At 34.6% G+C, this 25,504-nt stretch carries 22 protein-coding genes; 5 read left to right on the top strand and 17 right to left on the bottom strand.

Going from position 1 to position 25,504, the window contains the following annotated elements; translation table 11 throughout:
* Positions 1 to 150: 150 nt before the first annotated feature.
* A complete protein-coding gene (locus G5B32_RS05865) occupies positions 151 to 1,275 on the top strand; it encodes a clostripain-related cysteine peptidase (protein WP_165290621.1) in 1,125 nt (374 codons plus the stop codon).
* A 597-nt stretch (positions 1,276 to 1,872) separates the two neighbouring features.
* Positions 1,873 to 2,283, top strand: a complete 411-nt coding sequence (locus G5B32_RS05860) for a BrxA/BrxB family bacilliredoxin (RefSeq protein ID WP_165290620.1) — start codon at positions 1,873 to 1,875, stop codon at positions 2,281 to 2,283.
* Positions 2,284 to 2,342: 59 nt separating this feature from the next.
* Here the strand turns inward: G5B32_RS05860 and G5B32_RS05855 are convergent, their stop codons facing one another.
* The 12 genes from G5B32_RS05855 to G5B32_RS05800 all read right to left on the bottom strand — a co-directional run bounded on the left by G5B32_RS05855 (position 2,343) and on the right by G5B32_RS05800 (position 17,941).
* Positions 2,343 to 2,579 carry a quinol oxidase subunit 4 gene (locus tag G5B32_RS05855; protein ID WP_206366800.1) on the bottom strand — a complete coding sequence of 79 codons (237 nt, stop codon included), beginning with the start codon at positions 2,577 to 2,579 and terminating at the stop codon, positions 2,343 to 2,345.
* Between the two features lie 86 nt (positions 2,580 to 2,665).
* Positions 2,666 to 3,502, bottom strand: coding sequence for a family 16 glycosylhydrolase (locus G5B32_RS05850; protein ID WP_165290619.1), 837 nt, complete (start codon positions 3,500 to 3,502; stop codon positions 2,666 to 2,668).
* A 223-nt stretch (positions 3,503 to 3,725) separates the two neighbouring features.
* Complete coding sequence (locus G5B32_RS05845; protein WP_165290618.1) at positions 3,726 to 4,160, bottom strand: DUF4345 domain-containing protein; 435 nt, start codon at positions 4,158 to 4,160, stop codon at positions 3,726 to 3,728.
* A gap of 799 nt (positions 4,161 to 4,959) precedes the next feature.
* Positions 4,960 to 6,168: a hypothetical protein gene (locus G5B32_RS05840; protein WP_165290617.1), complete on the bottom strand. Its 1,209-nt coding sequence runs from the start codon at positions 6,166 to 6,168 to the stop codon at positions 4,960 to 4,962.
* 87 nt (positions 6,169 to 6,255) lie between these two features.
* Positions 6,256 to 7,464 carry a DUF4998 domain-containing protein gene (locus tag G5B32_RS05835; protein ID WP_165290616.1) on the bottom strand — a complete coding sequence of 403 codons (1,209 nt, stop codon included), beginning with the start codon at positions 7,462 to 7,464 and terminating at the stop codon, positions 6,256 to 6,258.
* Positions 7,465 to 7,478: 14 nt separating this feature from the next.
* Positions 7,479 to 8,675, bottom strand: a complete 1,197-nt coding sequence (locus tag G5B32_RS05830) for a DUF5000 domain-containing lipoprotein (protein WP_165290615.1) — start codon at positions 8,673 to 8,675, stop codon at positions 7,479 to 7,481.
* Between the two features lie 16 nt (positions 8,676 to 8,691).
* Complete coding sequence (locus G5B32_RS05825) at positions 8,692 to 10,626, bottom strand: RagB/SusD family nutrient uptake outer membrane protein (RefSeq protein WP_165290614.1); 1,935 nt, start codon at positions 10,624 to 10,626, stop codon at positions 8,692 to 8,694.
* Positions 10,627 to 10,628: 2 nt separating this feature from the next.
* Positions 10,629 to 13,841, bottom strand: a complete 3,213-nt coding sequence (locus tag G5B32_RS05820; protein ID WP_165290613.1) for a SusC/RagA family TonB-linked outer membrane protein — start codon at positions 13,839 to 13,841, stop codon at positions 10,629 to 10,631.
* A gap of 661 nt (positions 13,842 to 14,502) precedes the next feature.
* Entirely contained in the window at positions 14,503 to 15,060 is a 558-nt protein-coding gene (locus G5B32_RS05815) for a hypothetical protein (protein ID WP_165290612.1), read from the bottom strand.
* 177 nt (positions 15,061 to 15,237) lie between these two features.
* Positions 15,238 to 15,930 carry a hypothetical protein gene (locus tag G5B32_RS05810; protein ID WP_165290611.1) on the bottom strand — a complete coding sequence of 231 codons (693 nt, stop codon included), beginning with the start codon at positions 15,928 to 15,930 and terminating at the stop codon, positions 15,238 to 15,240.
* 2 nt (positions 15,931 to 15,932) lie between these two features.
* A complete protein-coding gene (locus tag G5B32_RS05805; RefSeq protein ID WP_165290610.1) occupies positions 15,933 to 16,955 on the bottom strand; it encodes a ComEC/Rec2 family competence protein in 1,023 nt (340 codons plus the stop codon).
* A 527-nt stretch (positions 16,956 to 17,482) separates the two neighbouring features.
* On the bottom strand, positions 17,483 to 17,941 hold the full coding sequence (locus tag G5B32_RS05800; protein ID WP_165290609.1) for a JAB domain-containing protein: 459 nt from the start codon (positions 17,939 to 17,941) through the stop codon (positions 17,483 to 17,485).
* A gap of 396 nt (positions 17,942 to 18,337) precedes the next feature.
* Between G5B32_RS05800 and G5B32_RS05795 the strand changes: the two genes are divergently transcribed.
* On the top strand, positions 18,338 to 19,048 hold the full coding sequence (locus tag G5B32_RS05795) for a hypothetical protein (protein ID WP_165290608.1): 711 nt from the start codon (positions 18,338 to 18,340) through the stop codon (positions 19,046 to 19,048).
* Between the two features lie 506 nt (positions 19,049 to 19,554).
* Here G5B32_RS05795 and G5B32_RS05790 read toward each other — a convergent pair.
* Together G5B32_RS05790 and G5B32_RS05785 are read right to left on the bottom strand one after the other, a co-directional pair.
* A complete protein-coding gene (locus tag G5B32_RS05790) occupies positions 19,555 to 20,646 on the bottom strand; it encodes a PIN domain-containing protein (RefSeq protein WP_165290607.1) in 1,092 nt (363 codons plus the stop codon).
* 230 nt (positions 20,647 to 20,876) lie between these two features.
* On the bottom strand, positions 20,877 to 22,118 hold the full coding sequence (locus G5B32_RS05785; RefSeq protein WP_165290606.1) for a site-specific integrase: 1,242 nt from the start codon (positions 22,116 to 22,118) through the stop codon (positions 20,877 to 20,879).
* A gap of 458 nt (positions 22,119 to 22,576) precedes the next feature.
* On the opposite strand from G5B32_RS05785, the gene G5B32_RS17280 reads away from it, so the two are divergent.
* Both G5B32_RS17280 and G5B32_RS17275 read left to right on the top strand, forming a co-directional pair.
* Positions 22,577 to 22,768 (top strand): hypothetical protein, encoded by a 192-nt coding sequence (locus G5B32_RS17280; RefSeq protein WP_240899011.1) that lies wholly within the window; start codon positions 22,577 to 22,579, stop codon positions 22,766 to 22,768.
* A gap of 3 nt (positions 22,769 to 22,771) precedes the next feature.
* On the top strand, positions 22,772 to 23,521 hold the full coding sequence (locus G5B32_RS17275; protein ID WP_317166092.1) for a phage integrase SAM-like domain-containing protein: 750 nt from the start codon (positions 22,772 to 22,774) through the stop codon (positions 23,519 to 23,521).
* Here the strand turns inward: G5B32_RS17275 and G5B32_RS05775 are convergent.
* The 3 genes from G5B32_RS05775 to G5B32_RS17545 form a co-directional block, all read right to left on the bottom strand.
* Entirely contained in the window at positions 23,514 to 24,191 is a 678-nt protein-coding gene (locus G5B32_RS05775; RefSeq protein WP_165290605.1) for a relaxase/mobilization nuclease domain-containing protein, read from the bottom strand. The genes G5B32_RS17275 and G5B32_RS05775 overlap by 8 nt on opposite strands.
* The gene (locus G5B32_RS05770) at positions 24,181 to 24,513 is read right to left on the bottom strand and encodes a plasmid mobilization protein (protein WP_165290604.1); all 333 of its coding nucleotides are present in this window, start codon (positions 24,511 to 24,513) and stop codon (positions 24,181 to 24,183) included. Before G5B32_RS05770 ends, G5B32_RS05775 begins: the two co-directional genes overlap by 11 nt.
* 102 nt (positions 24,514 to 24,615) lie before the next feature.
* Entirely contained in the window at positions 24,616 to 25,455 is an 840-nt protein-coding gene (locus G5B32_RS17545; protein ID WP_165290603.1) for a toprim domain-containing protein, read from the bottom strand.
* Between the last annotated feature and the right edge of the window lie 49 nt (positions 25,456 to 25,504).

The following is a 25,504-nucleotide window of genomic DNA, read 5'->3' as shown; positions in this document are numbered from 1 at the left end:
TAAAGATTAGTTTAGAAATAAAAGGGTGGCATCTGCCACCCTTTTTTATTGAATTTTGTTTTATAAGATGGGTAATAATTTGTAAATTGTATTACATATTTACACCAATATTCATCTTTATTGTAACATTACTCAACTAAGCATATCACCATGAAGTTGTTTCACAGATTTTATTCCCAAATTATATTAATAGCATTACTTATAGGCTGTAAACCTAATCCCTCATCTCCAGATAAAGTAATACCATTTCGAACAATACTCGTGTATATTGCAGCGAACAACAATCTTTCAACCGAAGCATATAATAATATTGATCAGATTGAAGAAAATATCGGGGATGTAAACGGTAATTTATTGGTCTATGCGAAATTTCCAGGCACTAATGCTGCCTTATACCATATCTCAAAAAAGGAAGGCAAAAGAAAAATAAAAGATTATGCGAGTCACAATTCATCTGATCCTACAATACTTCGTCAAGTAATCACAGAAGTAAAGGAAAATTATGAAGCCAAATCGTACGGATTAATACTATGGTCTCATGCTACCGGCTGGGTAACAGCAAATGTTGGTCCCATAAAATTAAAATCATTTGGCAATGACGGTGGAGACGAAATGGATATTAAAGAATTAAACAATGCCTTACCAACGAATCATTTTGATTTTATCATGTTTGATGCCTGTTCCATGGCAAGTCTAGAAGTACTCTATGAAATAAAAGATAAAGCAAAATACTTCATTGCTTCTCCCGGAGAAGTGGTATCCAATGGAATGCCGTATGACAAAATTGTCAACAATCTATTTGAGGAAGGAGCACAAGCGTATACAAAGGTTGCACAAAAATACTATGAACATTACAATGCACTTTCAGGCAACTTTCAGTCTGCAACTATTTCTGTCATAGACGCTTCCAAATTAGAAACCATCTCTAACATCACAAAACAAGTTTTAACAACTCAAAGTCCACTTTACGAAGATTTTAATCGGGACGAAATACAACGAATGGATTTTGACCGCTACAGCAACCCACTTATTGCATTTGATTTTTTGGATTTTATTGAAACCAACTATAACAATCAACATGTTGCATCTTTAAAATCAGCAATAAATCAAGCGGTTATTTATAAAGCTAATACAGCTAAGTTTAATGGATATATAATTAATAAGTGTAGTGGGCTCACTTGCTATATTCCGAATATAGAAAATGAAGAAATAGTGCATGATTATTACCGATCGTTAAAATGGTATTTAGCTAGTGGTTTCAATAAATTATTATAACTCATAATAAAAAAATACACACAATTAGGTATTTAAGATAATCGGGGTTAGGTGGTATATTTGTATATAGTAATATAGATAGCCAATCTATTATCATACTTATGAAAAAACTTAACACAACACATCCTATTCAAGATATTCTTGATAAAATAAATCTTGTAAAGAATAGTATTAAAGAAAATACTAGTAGTTTTTCTGTACGTTCGATGCAGGATTCTTTAATTTTTGACACCAAAGAGAATATTCAAATACGCATTCGATTATATAAATAAGCAATATACATCTACTTAAATACAAAAAGGATATTGAAGCTCAATATCCTTTTGTTCTTTTACATACACTAGCAAATATTTAGAGGCTCTACACCTCTAATCACGAACTTTCTAAATACTCGAAAGAATCTTTTATTACTGTATTCCATACACAAAGCATTTGAAAAGATCGAAATCAACAAATTCATCTTTATCCTTTAATTCTGACATTAGGTTGAGGATTGCTTCTTGCATAAACTTTTAATTCCAAGTATATTTGCACATATCAAAAATCTAATAGGATTGGTGATATAATTATTGTTCTTAACTATTTAATTTAAAAATAATGTATCCAGAATATTTAGTAGCTCCTATGCGTCAAGAGTTAGTTGATGCAGGCTTTCAAGAATTAAAAACAGTAGAAGAAGTTGATGCAGCGATTCCTTCAGAAGGAACTGTATTTGTAGTGGTAAACTCCGTATGTGGCTGTGCTGCTGCTAACGCTCGTCCTGCAGCTCGCTTCGCTGTTGAAAATGGTAAAAAACCAAGCAAATTGGTTACTGTTTTTGCAGGTATGGAAAAAGATGCTGTAGACAAAGCACGTCAATATATGTTGCCTTACCCTCCATCTTCACCAGCTATGGCTTTATTCAAAGATGGAAAATTAGTTCATATGATCGAAAGACACATGATCGAAGGTCGTCCAGCTCAAATGATTGCAGATAATTTGATTGCAGCTTTTGATGAATATTGTTAATTTTTTAGTTTTCTAAAAAAACAAGAAATCCTTTCTATTTTAGAAAGGATTTCTTGTTTTTAATACCTATATCCTGGAACATAATAGACATCGTGTTTATGATGTTTTGGTTTTTTGCTCTTCTTATTTTTTTTCTTCTTTTGCCCTGGAGCATGTCTTTTAGCAGACTTGTCACCATAAATCTTTTTGGCCTGACCAGGCGGCAAATGACCATGCGGATGTCGGCCATTTGTATAACACGATGTTACGGATAATGCAATTATTGCTGCTAAAGCATATGTAATAAATCTCTTCATATATTCCCTTTCTTTGGTGCTTACTTACAATAAACAGACCAAATTTTAGTAAAGGGGTTTAATTTAGGCGTAGAGATATGTATAAATTAGTTCTTTTGATACACGCGAATATAGTCGATTAAATACTGAGCAGGCAATAAGGATTCATCAATAGTTCCGCCATTATCTCCTCCTAATGCAAAATTAACTAAGATATAATGCGGCTGCTTGAAAGGATTGAATCCCGTACCATCTTTATTCACCAATTTTTCCATAGCAACTTTATTCATTAAGACATCATCTACATACAGAGCAATTTCTTTTTCATCCCAATCCATTCTCCATACATGAAATTCATCCGCCCATTTTTTTCCACCTAAAGATTCTACAGATTTAATACCGTTATGCCACTCTGCAGACCATCTTTTGGTAGTTCCATTTGCGATATTTGCCAATATATTTCCGCGATAATATTCCATAATATCAATTTCACCATTAGATGGCCATTCCTTATCCACCCCCAATGTCCAAAATGCAGGCCATAATCCAGAGCCCACTGCTATTTTTGCACGCATCTCGAATCTTCCGTACAGCCATTGTTTCTTCCCTGAAGTATTTAAAGAAGAAGAAGTATATTTAATCATTTTTTTTGCTTTGCTCCAAGAGGCACTTCCTTCTTCATAAGTCGGATTAGGCTTTTCTTCTTTACGAACTTCAATAATCAAATAACCATCTTTGCAATAAGCATTATCTTTTTGATACCATTGATCTTCATGATTACGCACGAAACCTCTTTCATAATTCCATGTGGATTCATCTACCTTTCCATCTTTGTTAAATTCTTCGGACCAAACTAATTTATAAGAATCTTTAGATTGTTGTTGTGCCTGCGAAGTATGGAAACCAAATAGCAAAGCAATAAAATAATAATAATAAATACGCATAATATAACTGTTAGTAAAGGTTTAAGTTAGTAGGAGTACGTAAGCTTACTACGAAGTAACCATACCCCTATTTCATGTTTAAAATAGGACAATTTCTTAAAATTGTTATCATATAAATTGTAATAATCCTATTAGAAAAGAATAAAGTTCTTCTATATAAAAAGAAGAACTTTATTTTAAATCACAATCCGATAAAATCCAACATTAAGTAATCAAGAATACTTTATTGATGAGCTAAGTTATTTGACTTTTTCGGCTCTTTTTGCGTTATAACAGCCGACAACAATAGACTTAACATTCCTAAAAAAAATTCTATCATTAGCCATTGTTTTCCAAAATCTCCTAAAGGTCCTTCTACCATCCATGTGACTATTCTTGATAAAGCATATAAAGACCAAAACAATCCCAACAATTGCAAACTTGTTTTAGGATTATTTTTCCAAAACCAAGCCAAAACACCAACTAAAAATAGCCCCACTCCTCCATACACACCTCGTATCGAGCTCATTGAATCGGTGTTAGATAATTTTTCTCCCACCAAAAGCATTACCTGATAAGGATTAACCCAAGCCATTAAAGCTACATAAGCCAAACTTAATAAGGACAAAGCAACTGTTGCATGTCCTAAATAATTTAATATTTTACTTTCCTTCTTCATACTAGCAAAAATAGAATGGCTTCTCCTCAGAAATCTTGGTGAATACCAAGATTTGAAAACATTGGCAAGGAAAGTAAGCAAAGATGTTAAATCAGAACTTTATTGATGAGTTTGCTAAAATTCGTCGGGTCAATACCAAGATAGTTTGCCAAATAGCGATGAGGTATAATATGAAGCATGTGAGGGCTTCTTTGCATAAATAATTTAAATTTGTCCTCGGATTTCAGACTTTGAATTTCCACAAGTCTATGCAATAGACCTTTAATGTTATGAGATAATGCAAGCTGTACAAACTTAGATACATTAGCATACTTTTCGTAAAATGTACAAATTTAGCTACTGGAATGCGCAAAAATAAGCTCTCGCTCAGCGTTTCAAAAAAATAAGACGAAGCGGTCTGTGTCATCGCAGAATCAACCATGCCCGAGAATGAGAATGGATACGAGAAAATAATATTAGCTTCACGCCCATCTGGAGAAACATGATAGATTCTCTGTACACGTTCTAACACAAAATACAGGTACGATTCTACCTGTCCATGAAGTGTAATAATTGTTTTCTTTGGGAATCTAACACAGCACCATTCCGAACTAAAATCATCCCACTCCTCATCAGCTATTGGGGATATTTTTTCAATATGCTGACGCAGTTGTTGAAGCTGTAATTCCGCATTGATTTCATATCTAAATTTAAGAAAATTCTACAATGCGTAATGCTGGTATAATGATAAAGATTGGAAAAAAACAAGCCCTTAACCATTGGCTAAGGACTTAATGATATAATTATGATAATCTACAAATTAATTAATTGGCACTCCATCACGCTTAAAACCCTCTATAATCAAACAGGTAATAACATAATCTGAATCTCGCCCTGTATCTTCGTGCGCTCCATTAATACCATAGGGCCAAAAATGTTGATTATCTCCTTTTAACTGCGCACTTGGATCATTGGTCGCTTTTCTCAACGCAAGATTTGCATTGGCACCCGTATAGATTCCATTTTTTATTAAGGTATTTGTCCAATAAGAAGAAGTTCCTGCACCGATTGTATGTGCAAATTCATGTAAAAAAGTTCCTGCTTTCTGATAAGAAACATTGCTTCCCCATCTCATCCAACCCGAAAGACTTGCATCAGCAGTCGCTACTCCCGTATTATATTCTATAGTTACTGTTTTTACAATACTCGTATGTTCTTCCAGTAAGCGGACACCATGGTCTGCCATAGCTTTAAGACGTGCAAATACATCGGCAGGAATATTAGACTGATTGTGATAGTTCACCGTAATCTTTCCTTTATTATACGTTTGAAAACTACCTTGGCTACCATAAAATGTGCCTTTAACTGTAGTGACATACGAACGAATAAAATAACTTTTACCTAATTCCAAGTTTTCAACATCAACTTTGAAACTTTCATTCTCAATTTTGGATGCAATAACTTTAGTATCGTTTATCGTCGGATTTTGATTATGAGAAATACACACCCCTGCTTCTGACACATTAGCACCTCCGGTTGATTCGATTTTAGAGGATGCTTCCATGCTATTTAATTTGTAGAACAATACTGATGTTACAGCCATTTTAGCATCTTCGTAACTATCTGTTTTAAATTCAAAAACAGGACCGTATGCTCTTCCCTTACTATTTGAAGCAAAAGATTTCGCATAATATGTCTTACCACCTTCCAGAGCCGTTAGTTCTACTTCAAATTCTCCGCTTCCCGAAACACTATTTGGACTTGCTTTAGAATCATTTACCGTAGGATTATTGTGTATAGCCCAGCAAATACCCCGTTCTGTAATAGATGCCCCACCTGTATTTTCGACTTTAGACTTTAGAGTAGCTTTCGTCGTGCTTACACTTAGCAATGTTGTACTAGCCAATTTGGGTAATTCTATGGTTGGAGCAGGCGGTTCATTACCTTCATCAGGCGCAGGTTGAGGATTATTAGTTTTGCCACATGCAAAGGAAAAAACTAAAGATATTAGAAGTAAAAATCTATTCATTTTTAGAATGTATAGGTGATAAAAAACTTAATCAATCAGAAAGGCAAAGCCATTCTGATTGATTAAGATATAATTTGGTTTTTTTAATTAACGCGTTTCTAGGCGGATATTACCCAATACTTTGAAATAAGAACCCGTATTTGGCATATTTCCTAAGAAACCGATTAGATAAGTCCCGCCTTTGGTAATGGTAAAATTCATCTCTTTACTCAAGGTTCCGGCAGCAAAGCTGGAATATGCTATAGCTTGTGTAGCTAGGTTAGCCTCATCTGGAATTTCTGTTCCTTCTGACACCACGAGATTCACCACTCCTGCAGCACCTTTTTCATACTTTTCGACTGTTATCTTATAATTACCTTCAGGCAACTCAATACTTTGATAGATTTTTCCATTTACTACAGCAGGAAGTCCCCAGCCCCCTTCAAGAGATAAGGCTCCATTTCCTGAACGCAGTTCATAACCTCCGTAGGTATTATTTCCTGCATTACGTGTTGCTGCATTTACAGTCCAATCTGCAGGATTCCCCCATCTACTTCCGTCCCAAGCTTCACGAGCAAAAGGAAAAGTTCCATTCTTCAACTCAAACTTCAAGGCAGGGTTAAAATGTGTATAATCCGTGTAGAACGTGTCCAAACATAATGTATCCGGTAGATATAAACTACGATAAGACATCAGTTCGCCTACTTTCACATTCGATAAGCTCAACGCATTTTCGTCAATTTTAATTCTCTTAACTTGCTCTTGCCCTGATAAATCAATGTATTTCAACTCTGTAGCAAATATTCCCAATGTACGATCCACATTACCGAAAGTAACGTCAAAAGTATTGGTTCTTGTATTCAAACTGTTCGTTGCGATAGGACGATTGGTTAACGAAAGTTGATAATTTTCACCGTATGATCTTCCAAAGGCATATACTTTGACTGACTTATTGCCCAGATCATCATATGTTACAATTTCAAAATTATAGACACGATCCTCTAGATTGGCAATAGCAGCTTTTAAGGTATCTACTCCTGAAGTTCTGGAAATAGGAACTACAAGCGAATCTCTACGGCCATCCCAATAGATTCTCGCCTCTTTGATTTTTGGATCAGACACCAATAAGCCTTTTATTAAGACTCTATTTTTACCAGAAAATACACGGACAGAATCTACTTTTCCTGTATAATTAATTACAGGTTTATCTTCGATATATTTCTTATAATCGTCCATTTTTTTACACGAAGCAGCAGCTATTACAAACAATAACACGGCTACACATGTAAATATTCTATGATTATTCATCTTATTCATAACTTAGTATTTAATTATCTAGGGTCACCATATACTTGAATCTCTCCAATTGCCATATAAGAAGATCCATCCCAATTCTTTGTACTTCTGATACGGATATATCTAACTTTTGGCGCTGTGATATCAAATTCCCAATTGAAGCCGTTTACAGCAGTTTGGTAATCTTCATCCGATTGTTGACCGAATGGTAATCCCGAAGGCTTAGTCGCGTTATAAGACCCTAATAAATGCCAGTTATTCCACGATCCATCAGCCGGAGGATTATCAGAACCCCAAACTTCAAACTCTTTTAAGTTTCCTTTGTAATAATAAGTACGTCCATTATAGTATTCTGGATAATCCCAAATCACTATACGGCTGAGCTTCGATAAGACACCCAAATCAATTGTCGTGAAATGTGGTCCAGAAATAGCTGCTTGAGTCATATAAATACGAGGCCAGTTCATAATATCACCATCCCACATACCTGCATGTGATGTGGAAGTATGATTTGGCGCATCACCTGGCAATCTAAAACCACGATAACCAGATTTAGGAATAGCCGTTTCGTACAAAGGTTTGATTTGTGTATACAATGTGTCTGTGTAATTCAACCAACGATCACGCACCACGAAAGCAAAGTCACGAGAGATTGTATCCATACCACGCATAGTCGCCAAGATTTTGTCCGTAGAAGTATACACACTATTTGGATCAGCCACCCACTCACCGTATTCATTTTTTTCCATGATCAATATTGCGATTTTAGCACGGTCTGGATTTTCAGCTCTTAATTGCAAACCGCCAAATGAAGGTTGTACTGCTAAAGAACGATAGATATCCCAAATAGGAGATTCTTCAGGCGTAACAGTCACTTCTGTAGGTTCAGATGCTACCTCTGAACGATTAACAGCGTATAATTTAACTTTATACGTTCCTGGCTCTGAAAATCCATCGACAATTAGCTGATTCGTATAATAAGAAGCTATAACTGATCGTATTGAACCATTTGGAAGTACATATTCAGCTTTTACGTACGACAAATCTTTATCGTTAGGTATGCTATAAGTCAAAACTGATAACCCCTTTTTATTCAAGACCTGCACATTCGTTACTTTACCCGGAGGAGTAGAATTTGATTCCAAGGGGTTTAGCATATTCTCTTCTTCGCAGGAAGTTGTCAACAATGCTATATTACACAGCATCATTATTCCTAAAATTAATTTCTTCATGATATATAAATTATTATTACCAACCATAGTTTTGAACAAGATTCAAGTTCTGAATTACCGTATTTTCACTAATAGGCCAGAAATAATCTCTTGGCGCGATAAATCGCTGATTATACACTGTTCTGATCACATAATAGGAGGCTGTGTTTTCTCCCTGCATATTCCACCCTGTAATAGGTTCATTTAAGGATACCGCAGCTGTTTTCCATCTTCTCAAATCCCAAAAACGTTGACCTTCAAATGCTAGCTCAATTAAACGCTCACGACGTATAATCTCTCTAAGCCCTTCTTTTGTTGTAAACTTATTAGGGTTGGTAGAAAAATTTGTCCACGACTCTTTCACGCCTTTTAATCCGGCACGAGTTCTGATTTTATCCAAATACACAAAGACATCTTCATTGCCCGGACCTTCTGATTCGTTTAAGGCTTCCGCATACATCAAATACAAATCTGCTAAACGAATTTTTGGCCAAGGATATTCTTTATACGTTACTCCCGAAGCTGTAGTTACCTGATTCCAATCGATTAGTTTTTTGATAAAATAGCCTGTTTCATTAAAGTGAAATGCGTGTGTACTACCCGCATAGTCTGGTCTTTTACTACGAACTACTTTAGAATTTTCATCAGAATATCCTGGAGTATCGTATTTAAACCAACGCGCACCATCGAAAGCTAATGAAGAATAAAACCTAGGTTCACGATCAAAATGCAATCTTGCTGTTGTGAAATCTGGTTCGATACGATATTTATCGTCTTGTGTAGCTGTACGCAATTCCGTATCATCACTAAAATTCAATGTTTTATCTTCATTAATAGGCACACCATTTTTGGTATAAAACATCTTCGCAATCTTCAATGGCGGAGAGAAAATTTTACGGTTATCATTGTGATTTTCTTCTGCACTCAATGGAGGCATGGCATCACGTTGTAAATCCCACGTACGGCTATTTGGATCCGCCCAAATATGTTCTTCATTGAATTTTTCACATACAGCCTGTCTCAATGTTAATTCCAATTTAGTCGCATCAGAAATAGACAAGTTACCACCTTGTGTAAAAGTAAATAACGCATGTAAATTAGCTTCTGCAGTTTCTATAGCATCTTTCGCTGCCTCTGCTGCCCTAGCCCATTTAGTTTGGTCAAACTGCTGTGGAAACAAGAATTTACCGTCTTTATTTTTCACACTTGAAAAATCAGGATTACCATTGAACAATGGACTTGCTGCTAGCAATAGAGTTTGTGCTTTTACCGCCTTAGCAATCGGCAAGGTAATACGACCCAATTCATTTTGTCGGTCAACAATTTGATCTGGTAAATCGGAATAAGATTCCTCCAGTAAATTAACGATATATTCTACACATTCATCCACAGAATTACGCGGAACATCCATCACTTCCTTAGGCGCACTTACCGGAATATCATCATCCATAATTGGAATAGGCCCATACATACGCATCAAATAGAAATGAAAATAAGCTTTCAAAAATTTTGCTTCCGAAATCCAACGAGCTCGTTCCGAAGAACTAATATCAGGGACTAAAGTTGGATCAGACATATTATCAATAAAGATATTACAGTGTCTTATACCCTGATACAAACCTCTGTTAGCATCATAGTTCCCATACCAATAGTTCACATAGGGATCAGTCACACGTTGATTACCTCTCGCGATCTCGAAAGACCATGGAGAAATACTGGTTTGATAAGGAATCCATATTTCGTCTCCCGCTAGAAAGGCTGGATTATTCCATACATTGCCTTCTTTGGGAATATAATTATAAAGTGTAAAAAGGTACTTTTCAGCTTCTACACGTAATCTAAATGCGTATTCTATTGTAGCAACATTATCAGGCACGATATCCAAAAAATTCTTACAAGAATTCGTTGTACTCAACAATACAGCCGATACAGAAGCTAACGTGATATATTTCTTTAATTTTTTCGCTTTCATAATTAAAAATTTGCTTGAATACCAAAATTGTATGTACGTTGAATTGGATAACCTAAACCGTTACCTCCCATCTCAACATCCCACAACTTAAAATTGCTAATGGTAAATACGTTCATCATATTGGCATAGAAACGAACAGAACCTAACTTATAGCGATCCAACAAAGATGAAGGCGCATTAAATCCTAATTCAATATTTTTTAGACGCAAGAATTCGCCATTACGCATCCACCAAGTAGATTGTTGGTTGTTATTAGCTACAAAATAGTCACTCAATCTAGGAAAGAAAGCATACATATTTCTGTTTTCTTCAGACCAATGACTTTCAGCAATCGCAGTCAATAAACCGTTTTGAGCGCCAGCATTAACATTATGGACGAATGGCGTTATATTCTCAGGATTGATAAAGAATGAAGATTTACCCGAACCTTGGAAGAAGAATGAGAAATCAAAACCTTTATACCCTGTAGTACCCCCAAATCCATAAATCAATTCAGGAGAAGTAGGATAACCAATTGGCACGGCATCATTCCAAGTAATCATCTCATCCCCATTCATATCACGGTATTTGATATCCCCAGCCATATAATCACCGAATTGTTGGATTGGAGAGTTAGCAACATCATACTCATCAATAAACAAGCGTTCTGCAATTAATCCAAACTGTTGTGCTGCCGAATGCCCAACTTGATATCGATATGACATATTTTCTGGATACAGCAACTCATCCCGTTTTGTGATCTTAGATTGGGCAAATGTTAAATTACCTCTGTATTGGAAAAACCATCCTGTAGATAAGCTTTTGCTGTAATCTATCGCAATATCAAAACCTTGTTTTTCTACTTTACCCGTATTAGCCATAGGAGTTGCTTGAAGACCTATAGTTGTACCGATGTATGATCTAGATTCTAGAATATTTGATTTATAATCTTTATATGCGTCTGCTACGATATTGATACTTCCATTCAAAAATGACATATCAAAACCTAAGTTAATTTGTCGGGATTGTTCCCAGGCGATGTCATGGTTTGCATAGCGACTCACACTGACACCAGGCCTACTATATTGGTAATCGTAACCAAACGTAGAGCTATAGTTTCCATTTCCAATATTAACTTCTGACAAGTAGAAAAATCTATCAGTATCCGAACCTATTGCATCGTTACCAATAATACCATATGTCGCTCTTAATTTCATATCCGAAATCACAGGCTTTAGCGATTCAAAGAAATTCTCATTCGAAATTCTATACGCTAAACCAAATGAAGGGAAGAAACCAAAACGTTTTGATTCGTGAAAACGTTCAGACCCATTATAACCGAAGTTAAATTCAGCTAAATAACGATTATCATAACCGTATGTAAAACGCCCTGAAAGACCATTGTTTCGACGAGGAAGACCTAATTGTAGTGAAGTAATATTATCTCGTGCAATTTTATAATCTTGGAATAAGGTAATCAACATACCCGATACATCATGTTTACCAAAATTGCGGGCATAGTTAGCAGCAGCTTCTAAATATAAAGTAGCATTGATATCCGATCCTGATGAACCATATCCTAAAAATTCTTGGCCAACCTGTCCTACAGATCCAGTGGTACCGTCATTGATTACACTTAAATCCACAGTATAATCAGCCGGATCTAATCTTGCCGAATAGTAGAATGGGTTATATGAGCGAGAAGTCTGACCATACGAGTAGCGCTTTGCATAGGCCATTGTTCTGAAATTCAATCCTTTTGTAAGGAAATCTAAATTTTGTTTGATCTCCAATTGTGGCATTAATGTGGAACGATTATATTGTCTATATCCCCTAACCAATTCTGCGTATGGATTAGTTAATAATGAACCATTCGTATTAACACCATCCATTACCACATATCCACCAAATAAGGGGTGTTGGATATATGGAAGATACTCTGCTGGATAAACTGCGGGGAATTGAACTGGATTAGACCATAATGCCATTCTAAAGTATTCTGCACCATCGCGAATAGGTCCATTATAATCATCAAATTGTCCATACAGGTTTACACGAGCTTCTGTAGTTTTGGTTAAATCAATATTGATATTCGAGCGTAATGAATAGTTAATTAATTTGATATTATTATTGAAATTACTTGTTCCATGTTTTTTCAATATACCATTATCAGCATTATATGTTCCTGACACATAGAAGCGTACTCTATTACCACCACCACTTGCGCTTAAATTGTAGCCTTGGTTGAATGTATAATCTTTGATCAACATATCTACCCAATCATTATTTGGGTACAAATAAGGGTCAGTTCCTCTAATCGTATGCTCTATTTTAGCTTGTGAATAAGGCAAAGGTTTTGGAGTGGGTCTTGTTAAGACAGCTTCATTTGCCAAGTTCATGTAGGTAATATTGTCGGTCAGCTGAATATGCTGCGTATTAGTAGACAACTTCCCTTCCGTTCTAACCATAAATTTTGTTTTACCTTGAGCACCGGTCTTAGTGGTAATCAAAACAACACCATTTGCACCACGAGCACCATATACAGCTGCTGCAGTTGCATCTTTCAATACAGAAAATGCCGAAATATCATCGGGTTGAAGACGAGCCATATCAGTTGCTGTAGACTCAATACCATCTATTAAGATCAATGGATCAGTTTTTCCTGAACCAAAAGATCCCAAACCACGAATAAAGAATTGTGCGTTATCTGCACCTGGTTCTCCCGATCGCTGGTATGCGATCATACCTGAAACACGTCCAGCAAGCATGGTGGTCAAATTGGAACTTGGCCCCTTTAGTTCCTTGGGATTAACCACAGTAATCGAACTCACTAACGACGCTTTTTTCTGTGTACCGAATCCAACAACGACGGCTTCATCGATTTCATTACCTATTTTTTCGTTTAAAGCTAGGTCAATGACATAAACTCCTGTCGAGTTTGGTTTATAATCCGTGATTTTAATCTCTGTCTTTTCATAAGCGAGGTGATTAAAAATCACTGTGGCGGTTCGAGGAACCTCAAATTCATAATACCCTTTAACATCAGTAGAACCTAATGTTCTTCCTGCTTGCAAGGAAATAGTAACTCCTGATAGTGGGCCATCTGTCCCCGTGACCACACCAGCGATGCGTATCAAATCTTCTTGTGCATAGGATGAAAGAATCATCAAGGAACACATCAAGGATAACAACAATCGCTTAAACAGGCTTGTTTTTAAGTAAAGTTTGTCTCTCATAATTGGTAACTATAGATTGATTAAATTTTCATAATTAATAATAAATGTTTTTTTAACACTTATTAAATAAGGCATAGATTTTCTTTAGGTCATTTCGTGTTAATAAAGTCTTTGATTCTTATTGGTTATATAATCAGGCTATAAATTTATATAATTATTAAATAGAATTTTGAAATAGCCTCAAACATGTTAATTCTTGATAAGGATATGTTAATATCTTGTATTATACAAGATACCAGAAGGCATAACTGGTATTATGCCCCTAAAGAAGAAGAAGTATTAGTAAAAATTTAATAAGCATTTCTATGCATTCGTAGAGATATACAGAAATTGGTTTAGGATAGAATTTTAAATAAATAGGTAAACCTTAGTACAAAAAAAGCCCTAACTTTCGTTAGAGCTTTCTTGTCGGGGTGGCAGGACGCAACCTACCTTCCACAAATATCTAAATATCAACAAAATAGTAGCACATCTAAAGAACCGCTCACCTGTTTGCTCTCATTTACTTTAAAAGGTGATTGACCAAATTTACTGAAAAACACGAATAAAATGCAGTAATAAGATAAAATATATATACGTATTATCAATCTTAAAAAAATTAGTTTTGTGAGATAGATGCTTCAATTTGAATATACTTTACACCTAAAAATTTTCATGGAGCTTATGGATTATAAATTCGAAATTGTTTAGCATAACCACTATTTTCTCCAATAGTCATTTTTTCTTTATCAAGCTTGATAAAGAAACGTCTTCCTTCTTCATCAGTATAAAACTGAGTATATGCAAGCAAAACATCATCTCTGTATTGCTTTATAGTCTCTTCATCCCATTCCATGTTAAAATGCTTTGAAAGTCTTTCCAAAACTTTAATTGCTTTTTCCTCTGAATTTAAATTGGATTCATAATTTTTCAAGGTTTCCAAAACATCACGAATAAAGTTTTCTCTTGTTTTTTTATTTTCGAATGCTTTTTTTATTTCTCTGTTCAATTGACTTGGAATATCAATTTCCTTTCTTTTGTTTTCGACTTTAATCGGTTTGTCAGAATTTATTGGAATTCTAATTTTTAACTTTTGTCTTTTTCCATTTATTGGAAAGTTGGTTTCTTTATCGATATGAACATCGTTTTGCTGGTTATCAAAATTCTTGACTTCTCCGGCACCACGTTTATGATCATCGATAATTATTACTTGGCCTTGTATTAAACTTTCTAGGGACATTATTTAATGTTACTGAATCCAACGGTTAGGGCTTTGATTTCGAGCAGCTTTCGAAGCACGAACTTTAAATTTATTAATAAAGTTCAGTAGAAGCACAAAACTCCAAGTTCGAACGTCAGCACGCCTGACGCAAAAAAAGTGAAGCATGATGGCGCTTTGTAGTTTCACCGCTAATTATCAAATTGTTAAAAACTGTTCATAAAGGATTTTTGCATAATATTTACCGTAGTTGTCAATAATAACTTTGCTAAGTATAATTGGTAAAAAGTAAATAGAGGATAAAATAAAGCCCAAATTAGTTGTTGCAACGTCGCCATTGGATTGAGATAAAAGAAGAATAATTATTGAAATTATAAATGCTAAAAAAGAACCACCAATTAGATTTCTGAAAAAACCATATTCAATATTGTGTTGAAGTATTAAAGAGTTGTCTCTTAGAGTATTTCTAATCTGTGAGACTGTTGTCGCAATTAGTTTTCTAGCTCTAGGTTCATCTGCCAATTCTTCAACTGCAGAAAGCAAAGTAAGGTCAAACTTATTCTTTATTTTATCTTCTATTTTTTGTTTTATGGTTGTTTCAAGCTCTGTATTTGATTTTAGTAATAGGTTAGTCGTTGGCATATTAATTTCATCCTTAAAATAAAGTCTTTGAAATATCTCTTTGGATACGAAGCGATTTATTTGAACAAGCAAAAAGATGATTGCACTTGAAAAAATCACATTGGTGATGGTCGGAAGTGCGGCATAGATGCTTTCGAGTTGATTATGATACAACGGAGCAACAAACTTGTTGTAAAGAAATAGTGCTGGTATTGATGTTAATACTGTTGGAAACAATCTTGCTTTTAAATAGTAGGGGTTATTAATCATTCTTATGCATTTAATTTTCCAATAGAATATGCTTGGTGGAATTTATTATATAAAGGAGCGCTCCAATTACGTTTAGGATTTGCTTTAAAATCTTTCGCAAACTCAAAGTTTTTAACAAAAATTTCAATACGTTCTGAAGAAATATCCAATATCACGTACCCCGCCTGATTATTAGTTATCCTTGTTTCGGGGTATTTTGAATAAGCTAAATGCTTAGAACTTGCATTTCCTAGTAGTGTAACTCTAGGTTTGAGCGTATCTAAATAACTAAAATTTCTTCCTGAATCTCTTCCGTGATGTGGAGCAAAAAGGATATCAACATTGCTCACTTTTTCGCTATGGTTTTTAATAATATGATCCCATGTCAAATCTTCACTATCTCCTGCGAAAAGAATTTTCCAGTGTCCTCCATTTGCTTTGGGAGGTGTGTAAAGTAAAACATAAGAGGAATCATTCCAATCACATTTTTCATTACAGCTATTAAGTATTGACGATGTAGGGGATAAAATCTCAATGCAATCTTCATTATAATAAAGATTCGAATTTCCAGAGTAGTATGTCAAACGAGGGCTTGGGGTAATTTTTCCGTCTCTTATACTCTTATAAAACTTCCAGTCTTCAATATTATATCCACCTGAATTGGCTTTGTCAGATATTTCTTTTTTGTTGTTTGTATCCCAAATGCAATTTATTTTAAATTCATCAAAAAGATCTTTAATTCCATCGAGATGATCCATGTCTGGATGTGAGATAATAAATCTAAAAATATTTTCTATACCCTTTTGTTTAAGGTAAAATATTGGGTTGTCAGGCGTCAATTTCTGCTTATAATCTTTTTTACCTGATGGGACTTGTGTCCTTAAATACATGTCTTTCCTAATCTGTGAATTTTTCACAGCTATTTCCTCGGCTGTATCGTAATCATTATAGCCATTGCTTATATCTATAACGGTTGTTCTTCCAGAATCATGTTGTATAATATTACAGTCTCCCTCTAGGACGTTTAGAAAATGAATTGTAGCCATTTTTATTTTGTTTGGTTTAATATTGCAGTTTGGTTTTAGGCTTTCGCATAGCAATTATATTTGCAATACCAATATACAAACTATTCCGCAAATCCACGTCTGCACACAAGATATATCTATCTTTTTTTAGATATACTAAAATCCACTCCGATGAGTATTGTTATGGTACTTTTAGCGGTTATTATCTCTTTAGGCATAGGGACATTATTTGAGACGAACAAACAATTATATGATAGAAAATTTTAAAAAAGCGTTAACGCATATTGGATTTAACATTGATACGGTTACCGAGCCCCAATCCGCTATTTACAAAGATGAAGAATTCTGTTCAAGATATAAATAGAAAAAGTAGGACACGCATGGCAGAAATTCCCTCTGAAGCATGATTTTATAAAACATAGATTTATAAATCAATATTTTAAGACGAAATATGCTATGAGATATATAAATCTATCATTTTTGTCGCAGAAAACGACAGATTGGTGATATAATGCATAAGAAGAAAAACTGTTTACAAATTTGAGAAGCTATATGTCTCCCTCATCCCTAAAAGAGTAGTAACTTTCCGCTGTTAGTATGATATGGTCTAGAAGCTCAATACTCAAGATATTGCCTGCTTCAATTATCTTTCTTGTCAGTGCTCTATCCGCTACGCTCGATCTCAGCGTTCCCGAGGGATGGTTATGAGCTACCGCAAACCTGAGTGCATTGCACAACAGTCCCGAGGACATGAGTAACCTAATGTCGATCATAATGCTATCCAGTCCCCCATCTGCAATCTTGCGGTATCCTACAACATCAAGCCTGTTATTAAAAAATATCGCATAAAAGCTTTCCCGCACTTCCAGTTCATCCGTATTCCATATTTTTCGGAATACCTTTTCCATTAGCTTCGAGTTGTTGACGGTTTTGAAATCTTCTACTGATAGTTTTTCATTTCTGTGGTAGGATACGCGTAATTCGTTGGCGATCGATCTGTTTTTCATGGCATAAAAATTTAAATGGAACAAAAAATTGATTAACGCCAACCCTTGACGAGACTTCTCTAAAATATCGTACATCTTTAAAACTGCTGTATGGTTACTTCCTCGCCAGGGTTCATTTGCGCCTGTAATATTCCCAAGATCATACAGATACTAAAACTGATTGGAGGCGGAAAAGTCTCAAATTTTCTTCTTTTGATCTGCCGAAGACCGTACAAGAGCAATGTATTGCTTTAGTCGCTGATTTGGATTTACAATTTGGGGCAATAGACCTGATCCTGACTCCGACAAACGATTATATTTTTTTAGAAATTAATCCTAATGGACAATGGGTCTGGATCGAAACAGATACAGGATTAAAAATTTCAGAAGCAATAATTAGTGAACTAACGGCTAACCATGAAAAAGTTGAAAAGTAGGATTTTAGAATTTACAGGGGATATCGGAATAGCGGCACCAGAGCAGAAAAGTCCAAAAAATGATTACAACTACGCTGATTATCAGCTATCAACAGATTTAGAAAAAACGATTCACCATCTTAACTTCTTAAAAAATATCGAAGATCAAGAAGAAAAGCGACTTGAAAGTATTGATAATAAAACATCCAACTTAATTGCGCAAACTGCTGTAGTATTCTCATTGGTAGGCTTATTTATGCCATTTTTAATGGAAAAAATGACAGATCTGAATATCCTTATTAGGATAATTTCTGTTCTGTTTTTGGTAGTGACATGCTTCCTTTATATCCTCGCTATAATCAATGCTATCAAAAATTATCATATTAGTAATTTCAATTACATAAAACCATCGGCAAAAAATGTTATCGAATTTAAAGACAAAGAAACGCAGAATTTCGTTGCAGAAGAAGTGAGAGATCTACTATATGCCATTCCAATCAACCGCTTTAACAATGACATTAAAGGAACCAACCTGCTGCATTCATACAATGCATTTAAATTGGCAAATCTCCTTACGGGTATCCTAATCGCGACTTTCTGCTTTTCAATGTTGTTCCTACAGAAGGAAGAAAACACAATAAAAATAGAGGATTCAGTAAGAATCCATAATAGTAAGAGATTCGGTAGTTACGTCAAATGCGGAAATAAATAATGTGACAAAGACAAAATAAGCAGATTGTCGGCGCCTAGCACGAGCTTGCGTCAAGAATTAAATAGTTTACCAATAACAACTACTAAATTTCTCTTAAATACAAATAATTACCACAAATTTACATCTAAACCAAACTTAACAGTTCCCTACTCTTGCCTAGAAAAACGCTAACAACTATTTAATATGACTAATTTCGACAACCTGAAAAACACTGCTGCTAAACACTTTATTGAATTGTATAAAGATGAAATTTACAACAAAGAAAAAATGGAAAATATACTTTTTGAGCGGTGCATACAGACACATCATCTATGAAAAGGGGTAAATCACGAAGCTGTTGAGGACAAAATCTATCGATTGCTAAATTAATCTTCTCCGTCAATCCAAAATCGGCGCGGGACAATATCATCAGTATTTAACAAATACCATGAATGTCAATTTCTATTAGTTCGTTGTAGAGCGGACTAATTTTCGTAATTATTCCCAATATTATTATCTTTTTTTAATCAATCTTCAGTCCAGTGACGCACCAAAATAAAATTGTGTTCTTCACCGGATATGTAATATAAGTCTTTTGGAATTTTGACGGTTTCGACCGTAAATGATTGCAGCATGTCATCTGGATGTGAATCGAAACTGACACTTATCATTACAGAAATTTCTTTGTCTACACTAATATTATACTGATTTCTACCGATATAAATCCAGTCTTTCGTATCAGAATCTTTGAAGGCACTTTCTTCGTCATCTGCCCAAACATCTAGGTCGAATTTAAATTGCGCAGTCACTTCTATTTCAGCACCTGTGGGTGAAATAAAAAGGACATTATAATTGTGAACATTCACAGTCAGGCTAGAAGGAGTTAATTCGACTTCACTATCTAGCCAACAATCGTCAACTTCAAATAGATAGTCCTCAACATTGTCTTTTATATACCTAGAAATAACATCAATTCTCCGATCCAAAACATACCCTAACCTTTTAGTAACCTCACTATCGTAGTTTTTATTCACGAAATCTGAAAACTCAGAAATCTTATGGAATCGACGAATTTCTGGATACTTTTCTAAATAATTATGCCAATCACTATCTTGACTGACCACGCAAGTACTTGCTAGTTTGTCTTCGTATGACTTCACAAACGCACTCAGTATGAAAGCATCTGGAAATTCATGTTTCTTTTTTCCTTCGCCAAATGGTGGCATAAGCGCGAAATAGTTATCAAAAATTGTTTCGACGTCCGCATATGCTAAATCAATCAATTCAAAGGTGACACTATCAAAAAATTCTTGTTTTCTTCCCTTACGTTCCTCATACACATTTTTCTTCAAGAGCTTATCATCAACAAGCAACCGCGAGATCTCTCCAAGATCATCCCTAGTCACCCTATCAAAATCACCAGAAGTTTTTTTCAATCGATTTACTGAAGCTACGACACTTTCCAAAAGGTGGCTATCGATCTCCTTGTCGATCACGCTACATCCAAGAATGGTTATCTTTTCATCGTCACTTAATCCTTTCAAGGATTCAAAAACAGCTCCTTTAAAAGATAAACGTACATCTTCATAGGCACTTGTATCTATCAGAACTAAAAACATAAACTATCTTAATTTTAAAGGTTCTCGGAGTTTGAAAAGCAAAAAGTGATCTAATTACAGTCAATAATAAATATAGAAATCTCGTCACATATTGCAATAATATTTTAGAAAAAATGCAGGAAATCTGAGGATCTACTTAATTTTACGGATAGTGTGTTCTTTCAATTAAAACGGTGGTTGATTTTACTCCCACATGTAACTATAGACAAAGTATAAGTATTGAAATAACGTCATAAAATTTTTACTACCTGCATCTTATTCTTTAAATCAAGCATGTCCTTACTTAGTTTTTCCTCGACCACCTTCGCATATATTTGAGTAGTCCTAATACTTGTATGCCCTAACATACTGCTAACCGATTCTATAGGGACACCGTTACTTAATGTTACAGTTGTGGCGAATGTATGCCTAGCCAAGTGAAAGGTCAAGTTTTTTGCTAGACCGCAGATATCAGCAATTTCCTTTAGATAACCGTTCATCTTCTGATTAGATACTACTGGAAAAAGCCGGTTCTCATTGGAAGCTTTTGGGTGCGTTCGATATTTTTCGATCAGAGTTAAAGCTTGAGGGAGAAGTGGAACCTTTACCACGGTATTTGTTTTTTGACGCTGTGTATTCAACCAGTACCCTCCGTCAATTCCCTTGATTACATTTGCAGCAGTAAGGTTTATCATATCCACATAAGCAAGCCCCGTGTAACAGCAAAATGTAAACATATCCTTAACGGACTGCAAACGTTCAACACAAAACTCTTTGACCTCTATTTTGCTTAGTTCTTCTTGCGTAAGATACCCACGTTCTATTTTATTGAAATGAAGTTTATACTTCGAAAATGGATCTTTATCGATCCAATCAAACCTCGCAGCAAGATTCACCATTTTACGCAATCGCTCCATATGCTTCATGACACCATTGTTAGCCAGTTTTTTGTGATGATCAAGCGGTTGAAAGCGCGTCAAATAGCGTTCGAAATCAATAATGAATTTATAAGTGAGCTCGGAAAGTGTTATATCACCGTTATAGCAACTTTTGAGGAAGCTCTTCACATACCGCTGCGTTGTGTAATAATTTTTCATTGTGCCTTGGGCTAAATTGTCGACACATTCGCTATTGTGGTATTCCATTAGGCTACACAGACTCATCAAACAGTCATCGTTACCAGCAATGGAATTTTTGATAGCTTCAACTGTAACGACCTTGCCTTTTTCAACTAAAGTATGATAAGCTTCAATTATCAACGTCCGCGTACGGTCAATATGGGTATTAAGCTTTACGACTTCTTCGCTCCTCCCCTTCGCTCGACCTTTCAGATCGCTCCATTGATCCGGAGATACTTTTCTCTTGAGAGAAATCTCCGCACGTCGACCGTTTGCCGATATCCTTGCATAAACTGTTGCTAGTTTGCCTTTCTGATTTTTCGAACTTCGGATAATAAAGTGGATTCCGAAGGTATTCAAATTTTTAGTGTCCATATATATTCTGTTTTTAATGACAAAATCTATTGACGGTTCTTCGCAATACAGAAAGCTAATCGTGGAACTAGGTAAAAGACAAAACTTAATACCCTCGTTCCATGCTCTGCATCATATAGGACGCAGTTTATCGCATTCGCATTGCGAGGTGAGTAAATTTCATACGCTAAAATTTACTCACCTAATTGCTCACATTTTTATTGATATTTTTTGCAGGATCCTGCTTCGGAAAAATAAAAAAACCCGCTTAATCGTGAGATTTGCGGGTTTTCGATCTTACTTATCGTAAGTGTTGTCGGGGTGGCAGGATTCGAACTATTAATTTAAGTTAACTCAGATTAACAAAACAACAATTGATTATCAAATATTTACAAATTTTAAAGAAAAACTTTTCTTATCTTAGTTAAGTAAATAGCGACTATTATTAAGATAATTTGTCCGAAATATGTCCGATAATCATGAAGATAAATTTTTATTTAGATAAGCCTTATAACAATGAAATCAAACCTGATATCATTAAAAAAGAATTAGCAAAAGTTGGAAACAATAAAAAGAACTTACCAAACAAGTTCTTTAACCCAAGTCCTACTTCATTATATCTATTCTTCTCTCCAGATAAGTCTTGTAGAATTAAATACAGAACCAACTAAAAAATTCTAGCAAAGAATTGGGATTTCGACAAAGAAAGATTAAAGTCATCTACAACCGGTGCGCTAGAGTTCAATCTTGAATTAAACGATCTAGAAGCAACTTGTTTAAAAGAAGCGAGAGTCAAGAAAGAAAAAAATCAATACCTCTCCAAAAACGATTACAAAATCATCATTCAAGAATGTATAGACAGAGACAACGCTATAAACAATGAAATTTCTATTTTTCAGTTAGCTTCTAAATTTCTTTCTTATAAAAGTTCGTTTGTAAAAGAGGGGACTATGAAAGAGTATAGAACAGTTTTTAAAGGATTGGAAGAATTTGAAAGTAAAATAGGTTCAAAATTAATACTTAGAGAACTAGACAACAGCTTCTTTGATAAGTTTGAAATTTTTTTGAGTAAAAAGCCAAATTTAAGAGATTCGAGTAAGAAAGGACTATTAAATGATACTATACATAAATATATATCCACATTAAAAGTCTTTCTTAAATGGTGTAATGATAATGATCATCTAGTTCATCCAGATGTTTTCAAAACACAGAAGACAAACTTTAAGAAAAAAGCTTACAATGAGGTAGTTTCCTTAAATGAGAATGAGATTGAACTTTTTAAAAATCTTGATTTGTCGAATAATCCGAGATTAGAAAAAACACGTGATATATTTCTACTACTTCTTTTGACTGGACAAAGGTATAGTGATATAATCGAATTTGACAAAAGTACAATTAAAAATAACACTTGGGATTTCATTTGAATCGAAAACCATCTTTCGAAAAGGAAACACCTTGAATTTCATTCGAATTACCTTTGGTCTTAAATTCAGTATGAATACCTTTTAGGTTTAAAAACTTCTGTAAATCATTCCAATTTCCAACTTTACTTTTTCCATGAATAGCATTGTGAATAGCATATTTTAGCTCTTTCTTGGCGATATAGTACTTGGATTTACTGTCCGTAAAAGGAGAATTAATCCGTTCGTTTTTAAGTCCATATTTGATATTTAATTCATTGACAGCTTTTAAAGATTTCAACTTACTATGTGAATCGTTGATTTTTCGACCATTAAAGTCATTTTTCGAGTACAAAATATGCAAATGAGGATGTGATTTATCTGAATGAGCAACAATTGCTATAGCTGTGTTTTTTATATCCATTTTAGTCAAATAGTCCATCGCAATGAATTTTTGAACGTTATCGGATAGTTTTCCATTCAACTCCTTTGAAAAGGACAGAACAATATGTCCAACTGGATATTTTACTCGGTTATTAGAGTTAGCATACATATTTAATTGTTCGGCAATAAACTGTGATGATCCTAAACGAATACCTTCTGTATGAATAATCTTAGCCTTCTCACGATCCATTGTGTAGGCGCAAATATTAGCAAAGCCCGAAGCATGATTAGGAATTATTTTAGCTACCATGATCGAGTAATTTATTAACTAGATTATCTAAGTGATCTAGTGTGTTCAGTAATCTTTGATGAGTTAAATCGTCTACTATACCATTCTTAGAATTATAGTATTTGCTAAGCTGATTGATATTGTTTCCTATAGCAGATAGGTTCTGAAAATAGGCTTTCTCATGTACCGAGAAGCGAGGTTTGATTTCCTTTGATAGTGCGGCTTTTCTCAAGTAGTTTGACACGGACATGTTAGCGATAGTAGCCAACTTAATAATTCTGTTATATTCAATTTCATCAAGTCTTAATGAAATGTGTTTGTCTTTCATGATTTTAATTCTCATAATCTTTGTTTTTAATGTTCAATAAATATAGACCAGCGGGATAGTTTATGTAATAGCCAATATTGTTGGCGTATTACATAAACACATCTTGCAAATAAATAATTAGGAATAGATCAGGAAGTCATTCAAGTCTTTTCCTAAAAAGTCTGGATGATTTTTCTTGATAGTATCCATCTCATCAACAATGTTTTTTTCTGAATCTGAAAACCAATTTTTGAGTTTAGAATGGGCTAATCGTCCAGTGCTGTCTAAATGTAAATAGCACCTAATTGCTGAGTAATTTGTTATGAATGGAATTGCTTTATCAAGGTTGATCGTTGAGTTCAAGACACAATAATCAATAGGTGTAATTTGACTGGTAGGACAGTGAATCGTATACCAGGAAAGTAGATCAAAGAAACCTTCAAACAACAATACTTCTTTTGAATTAGCTGTATGTGTTGTGATATCTTTTTTGATCATACAGTTCTTTGAGATAGAGTTGCGAAGTTCATATCCTCCAGTGTCATTTTTAAAACCTATTGAATAAAACTTAGACCTACCATCATACATGTACAATATCTCACGACAGAAATATTTGGCTATATTCAAATCAATTTTCCGAGATGTTATATATTTCAACAATTTTGGACTATTCAGTTCTAATTCACGATAGACCAGCATTTCACCTTTTGCAGAGCCTTCTGTGATATCTGGCACATAAGAGTTGTATTGCTGTTGAAAATAGGAAATATTTTTTCTTTCATCAGCCCATTTTAAAACTGTAGATATGTCAGAAGTCTTCAAATAGTTAAGAAGGAAATCAATATTATTCCCACCTATACCTAAATTATGCGCATACCATAAATTTTTACGTAAGTCAATCTTGAATGATGGTACTTTCTCATTTCCTCCATTAAATGGATTTTTATACCAAGCTGTAATCGGTAATTCAGAATACACAATTTTTGGTAATTATGTGTGCAGCAAAAATGGCAAGAATGGTGCAGCG

Source organism: Sphingobacterium sp. SGL-16 (genome assembly GCF_011043515.1).
In the GTDB taxonomy this organism is placed as follows: Bacteria; Bacteroidota; Bacteroidia; order Sphingobacteriales; family Sphingobacteriaceae; genus Sphingobacterium; species Sphingobacterium litopenaei.
This window is presented reverse-complemented; position numbering and strand designations above follow the sequence as displayed.

What these genes read in the sequence shown, in the direction of transcription:
- G5B32_RS05865 (WP_165290621.1), top strand. Translation starts at nt 151, where the DNA reads ATGAAGTTGTTTCACAGATTTTATTCCCAAATTATATTAATAGCATTA.
- G5B32_RS05860 (WP_165290620.1), top strand. Translation starts at nt 1,873, where the DNA reads ATGTATCCAGAATATTTAGTAGCTCCTATGCGTCAAGAGTTAGTTGAT.
- G5B32_RS05855 (WP_206366800.1), bottom strand. Translation starts at nt 2,579, where the DNA reads ATGAAGAGATTTATTACATATGCTTTAGCAGCAATAATTGCATTATCC.
- G5B32_RS05850 (WP_165290619.1), bottom strand. Translation starts at nt 3,502, where the DNA reads ATGCGTATTTATTATTATTATTTTATTGCTTTGCTATTTGGTTTCCAT.
- G5B32_RS05845 (WP_165290618.1), bottom strand. Translation starts at nt 4,160, where the DNA reads ATGAAGAAGGAAAGTAAAATATTAAATTATTTAGGACATGCAACAGTT.
- G5B32_RS05840 (WP_165290617.1), bottom strand. Translation starts at nt 6,168, where the DNA reads ATGAATAGATTTTTACTTCTAATATCTTTAGTTTTTTCCTTTGCATGT.
- G5B32_RS05835 (WP_165290616.1), bottom strand. Translation starts at nt 7,464, where the DNA reads ATGAATAAGATGAATAATCATAGAATATTTACATGTGTAGCCGTGTTA.
- G5B32_RS05830 (WP_165290615.1), bottom strand. Translation starts at nt 8,675, where the DNA reads ATGAAGAAATTAATTTTAGGAATAATGATGCTGTGTAATATAGCATTG.
- G5B32_RS05825 (WP_165290614.1), bottom strand. Translation starts at nt 10,626, where the DNA reads ATGAAAGCGAAAAAATTAAAGAAATATATCACGTTAGCTTCTGTATCG.
- G5B32_RS05820 (WP_165290613.1), bottom strand. Translation starts at nt 13,841, where the DNA reads ATGAGAGACAAACTTTACTTAAAAACAAGCCTGTTTAAGCGATTGTTG.
- G5B32_RS05815 (WP_165290612.1), bottom strand. Translation starts at nt 15,060, where the DNA reads ATGTCCCTAGAAAGTTTAATACAAGGCCAAGTAATAATTATCGATGAT.
- G5B32_RS05810 (WP_165290611.1), bottom strand. Translation starts at nt 15,930, where the DNA reads ATGATTAATAACCCCTACTATTTAAAAGCAAGATTGTTTCCAACAGTA.
- G5B32_RS05805 (WP_165290610.1), bottom strand. Translation starts at nt 16,955, where the DNA reads ATGGCTACAATTCATTTTCTAAACGTCCTAGAGGGAGACTGTAATATT.
- G5B32_RS05800 (WP_165290609.1), bottom strand. Translation starts at nt 17,941, where the DNA reads ATGAAAAACAGATCGATCGCCAACGAATTACGCGTATCCTACCACAGA.
- G5B32_RS05795 (WP_165290608.1), top strand. Translation starts at nt 18,338, where the DNA reads ATGAAAAAGTTGAAAAGTAGGATTTTAGAATTTACAGGGGATATCGGA.
- G5B32_RS05790 (WP_165290607.1), bottom strand. Translation starts at nt 20,646, where the DNA reads ATGTTTTTAGTTCTGATAGATACAAGTGCCTATGAAGATGTACGTTTA.
- G5B32_RS05785 (WP_165290606.1), bottom strand. Translation starts at nt 22,118, where the DNA reads ATGGACACTAAAAATTTGAATACCTTCGGAATCCACTTTATTATCCGA.
- G5B32_RS17280 (WP_240899011.1), top strand. Translation starts at nt 22,577, where the DNA reads ATGAAGATAAATTTTTATTTAGATAAGCCTTATAACAATGAAATCAAA.
- G5B32_RS05775 (WP_165290605.1), bottom strand. Translation starts at nt 24,191, where the DNA reads ATGGTAGCTAAAATAATTCCTAATCATGCTTCGGGCTTTGCTAATATT.
- G5B32_RS05770 (WP_165290604.1), bottom strand. Translation starts at nt 24,513, where the DNA reads ATGAGAATTAAAATCATGAAAGACAAACACATTTCATTAAGACTTGAT.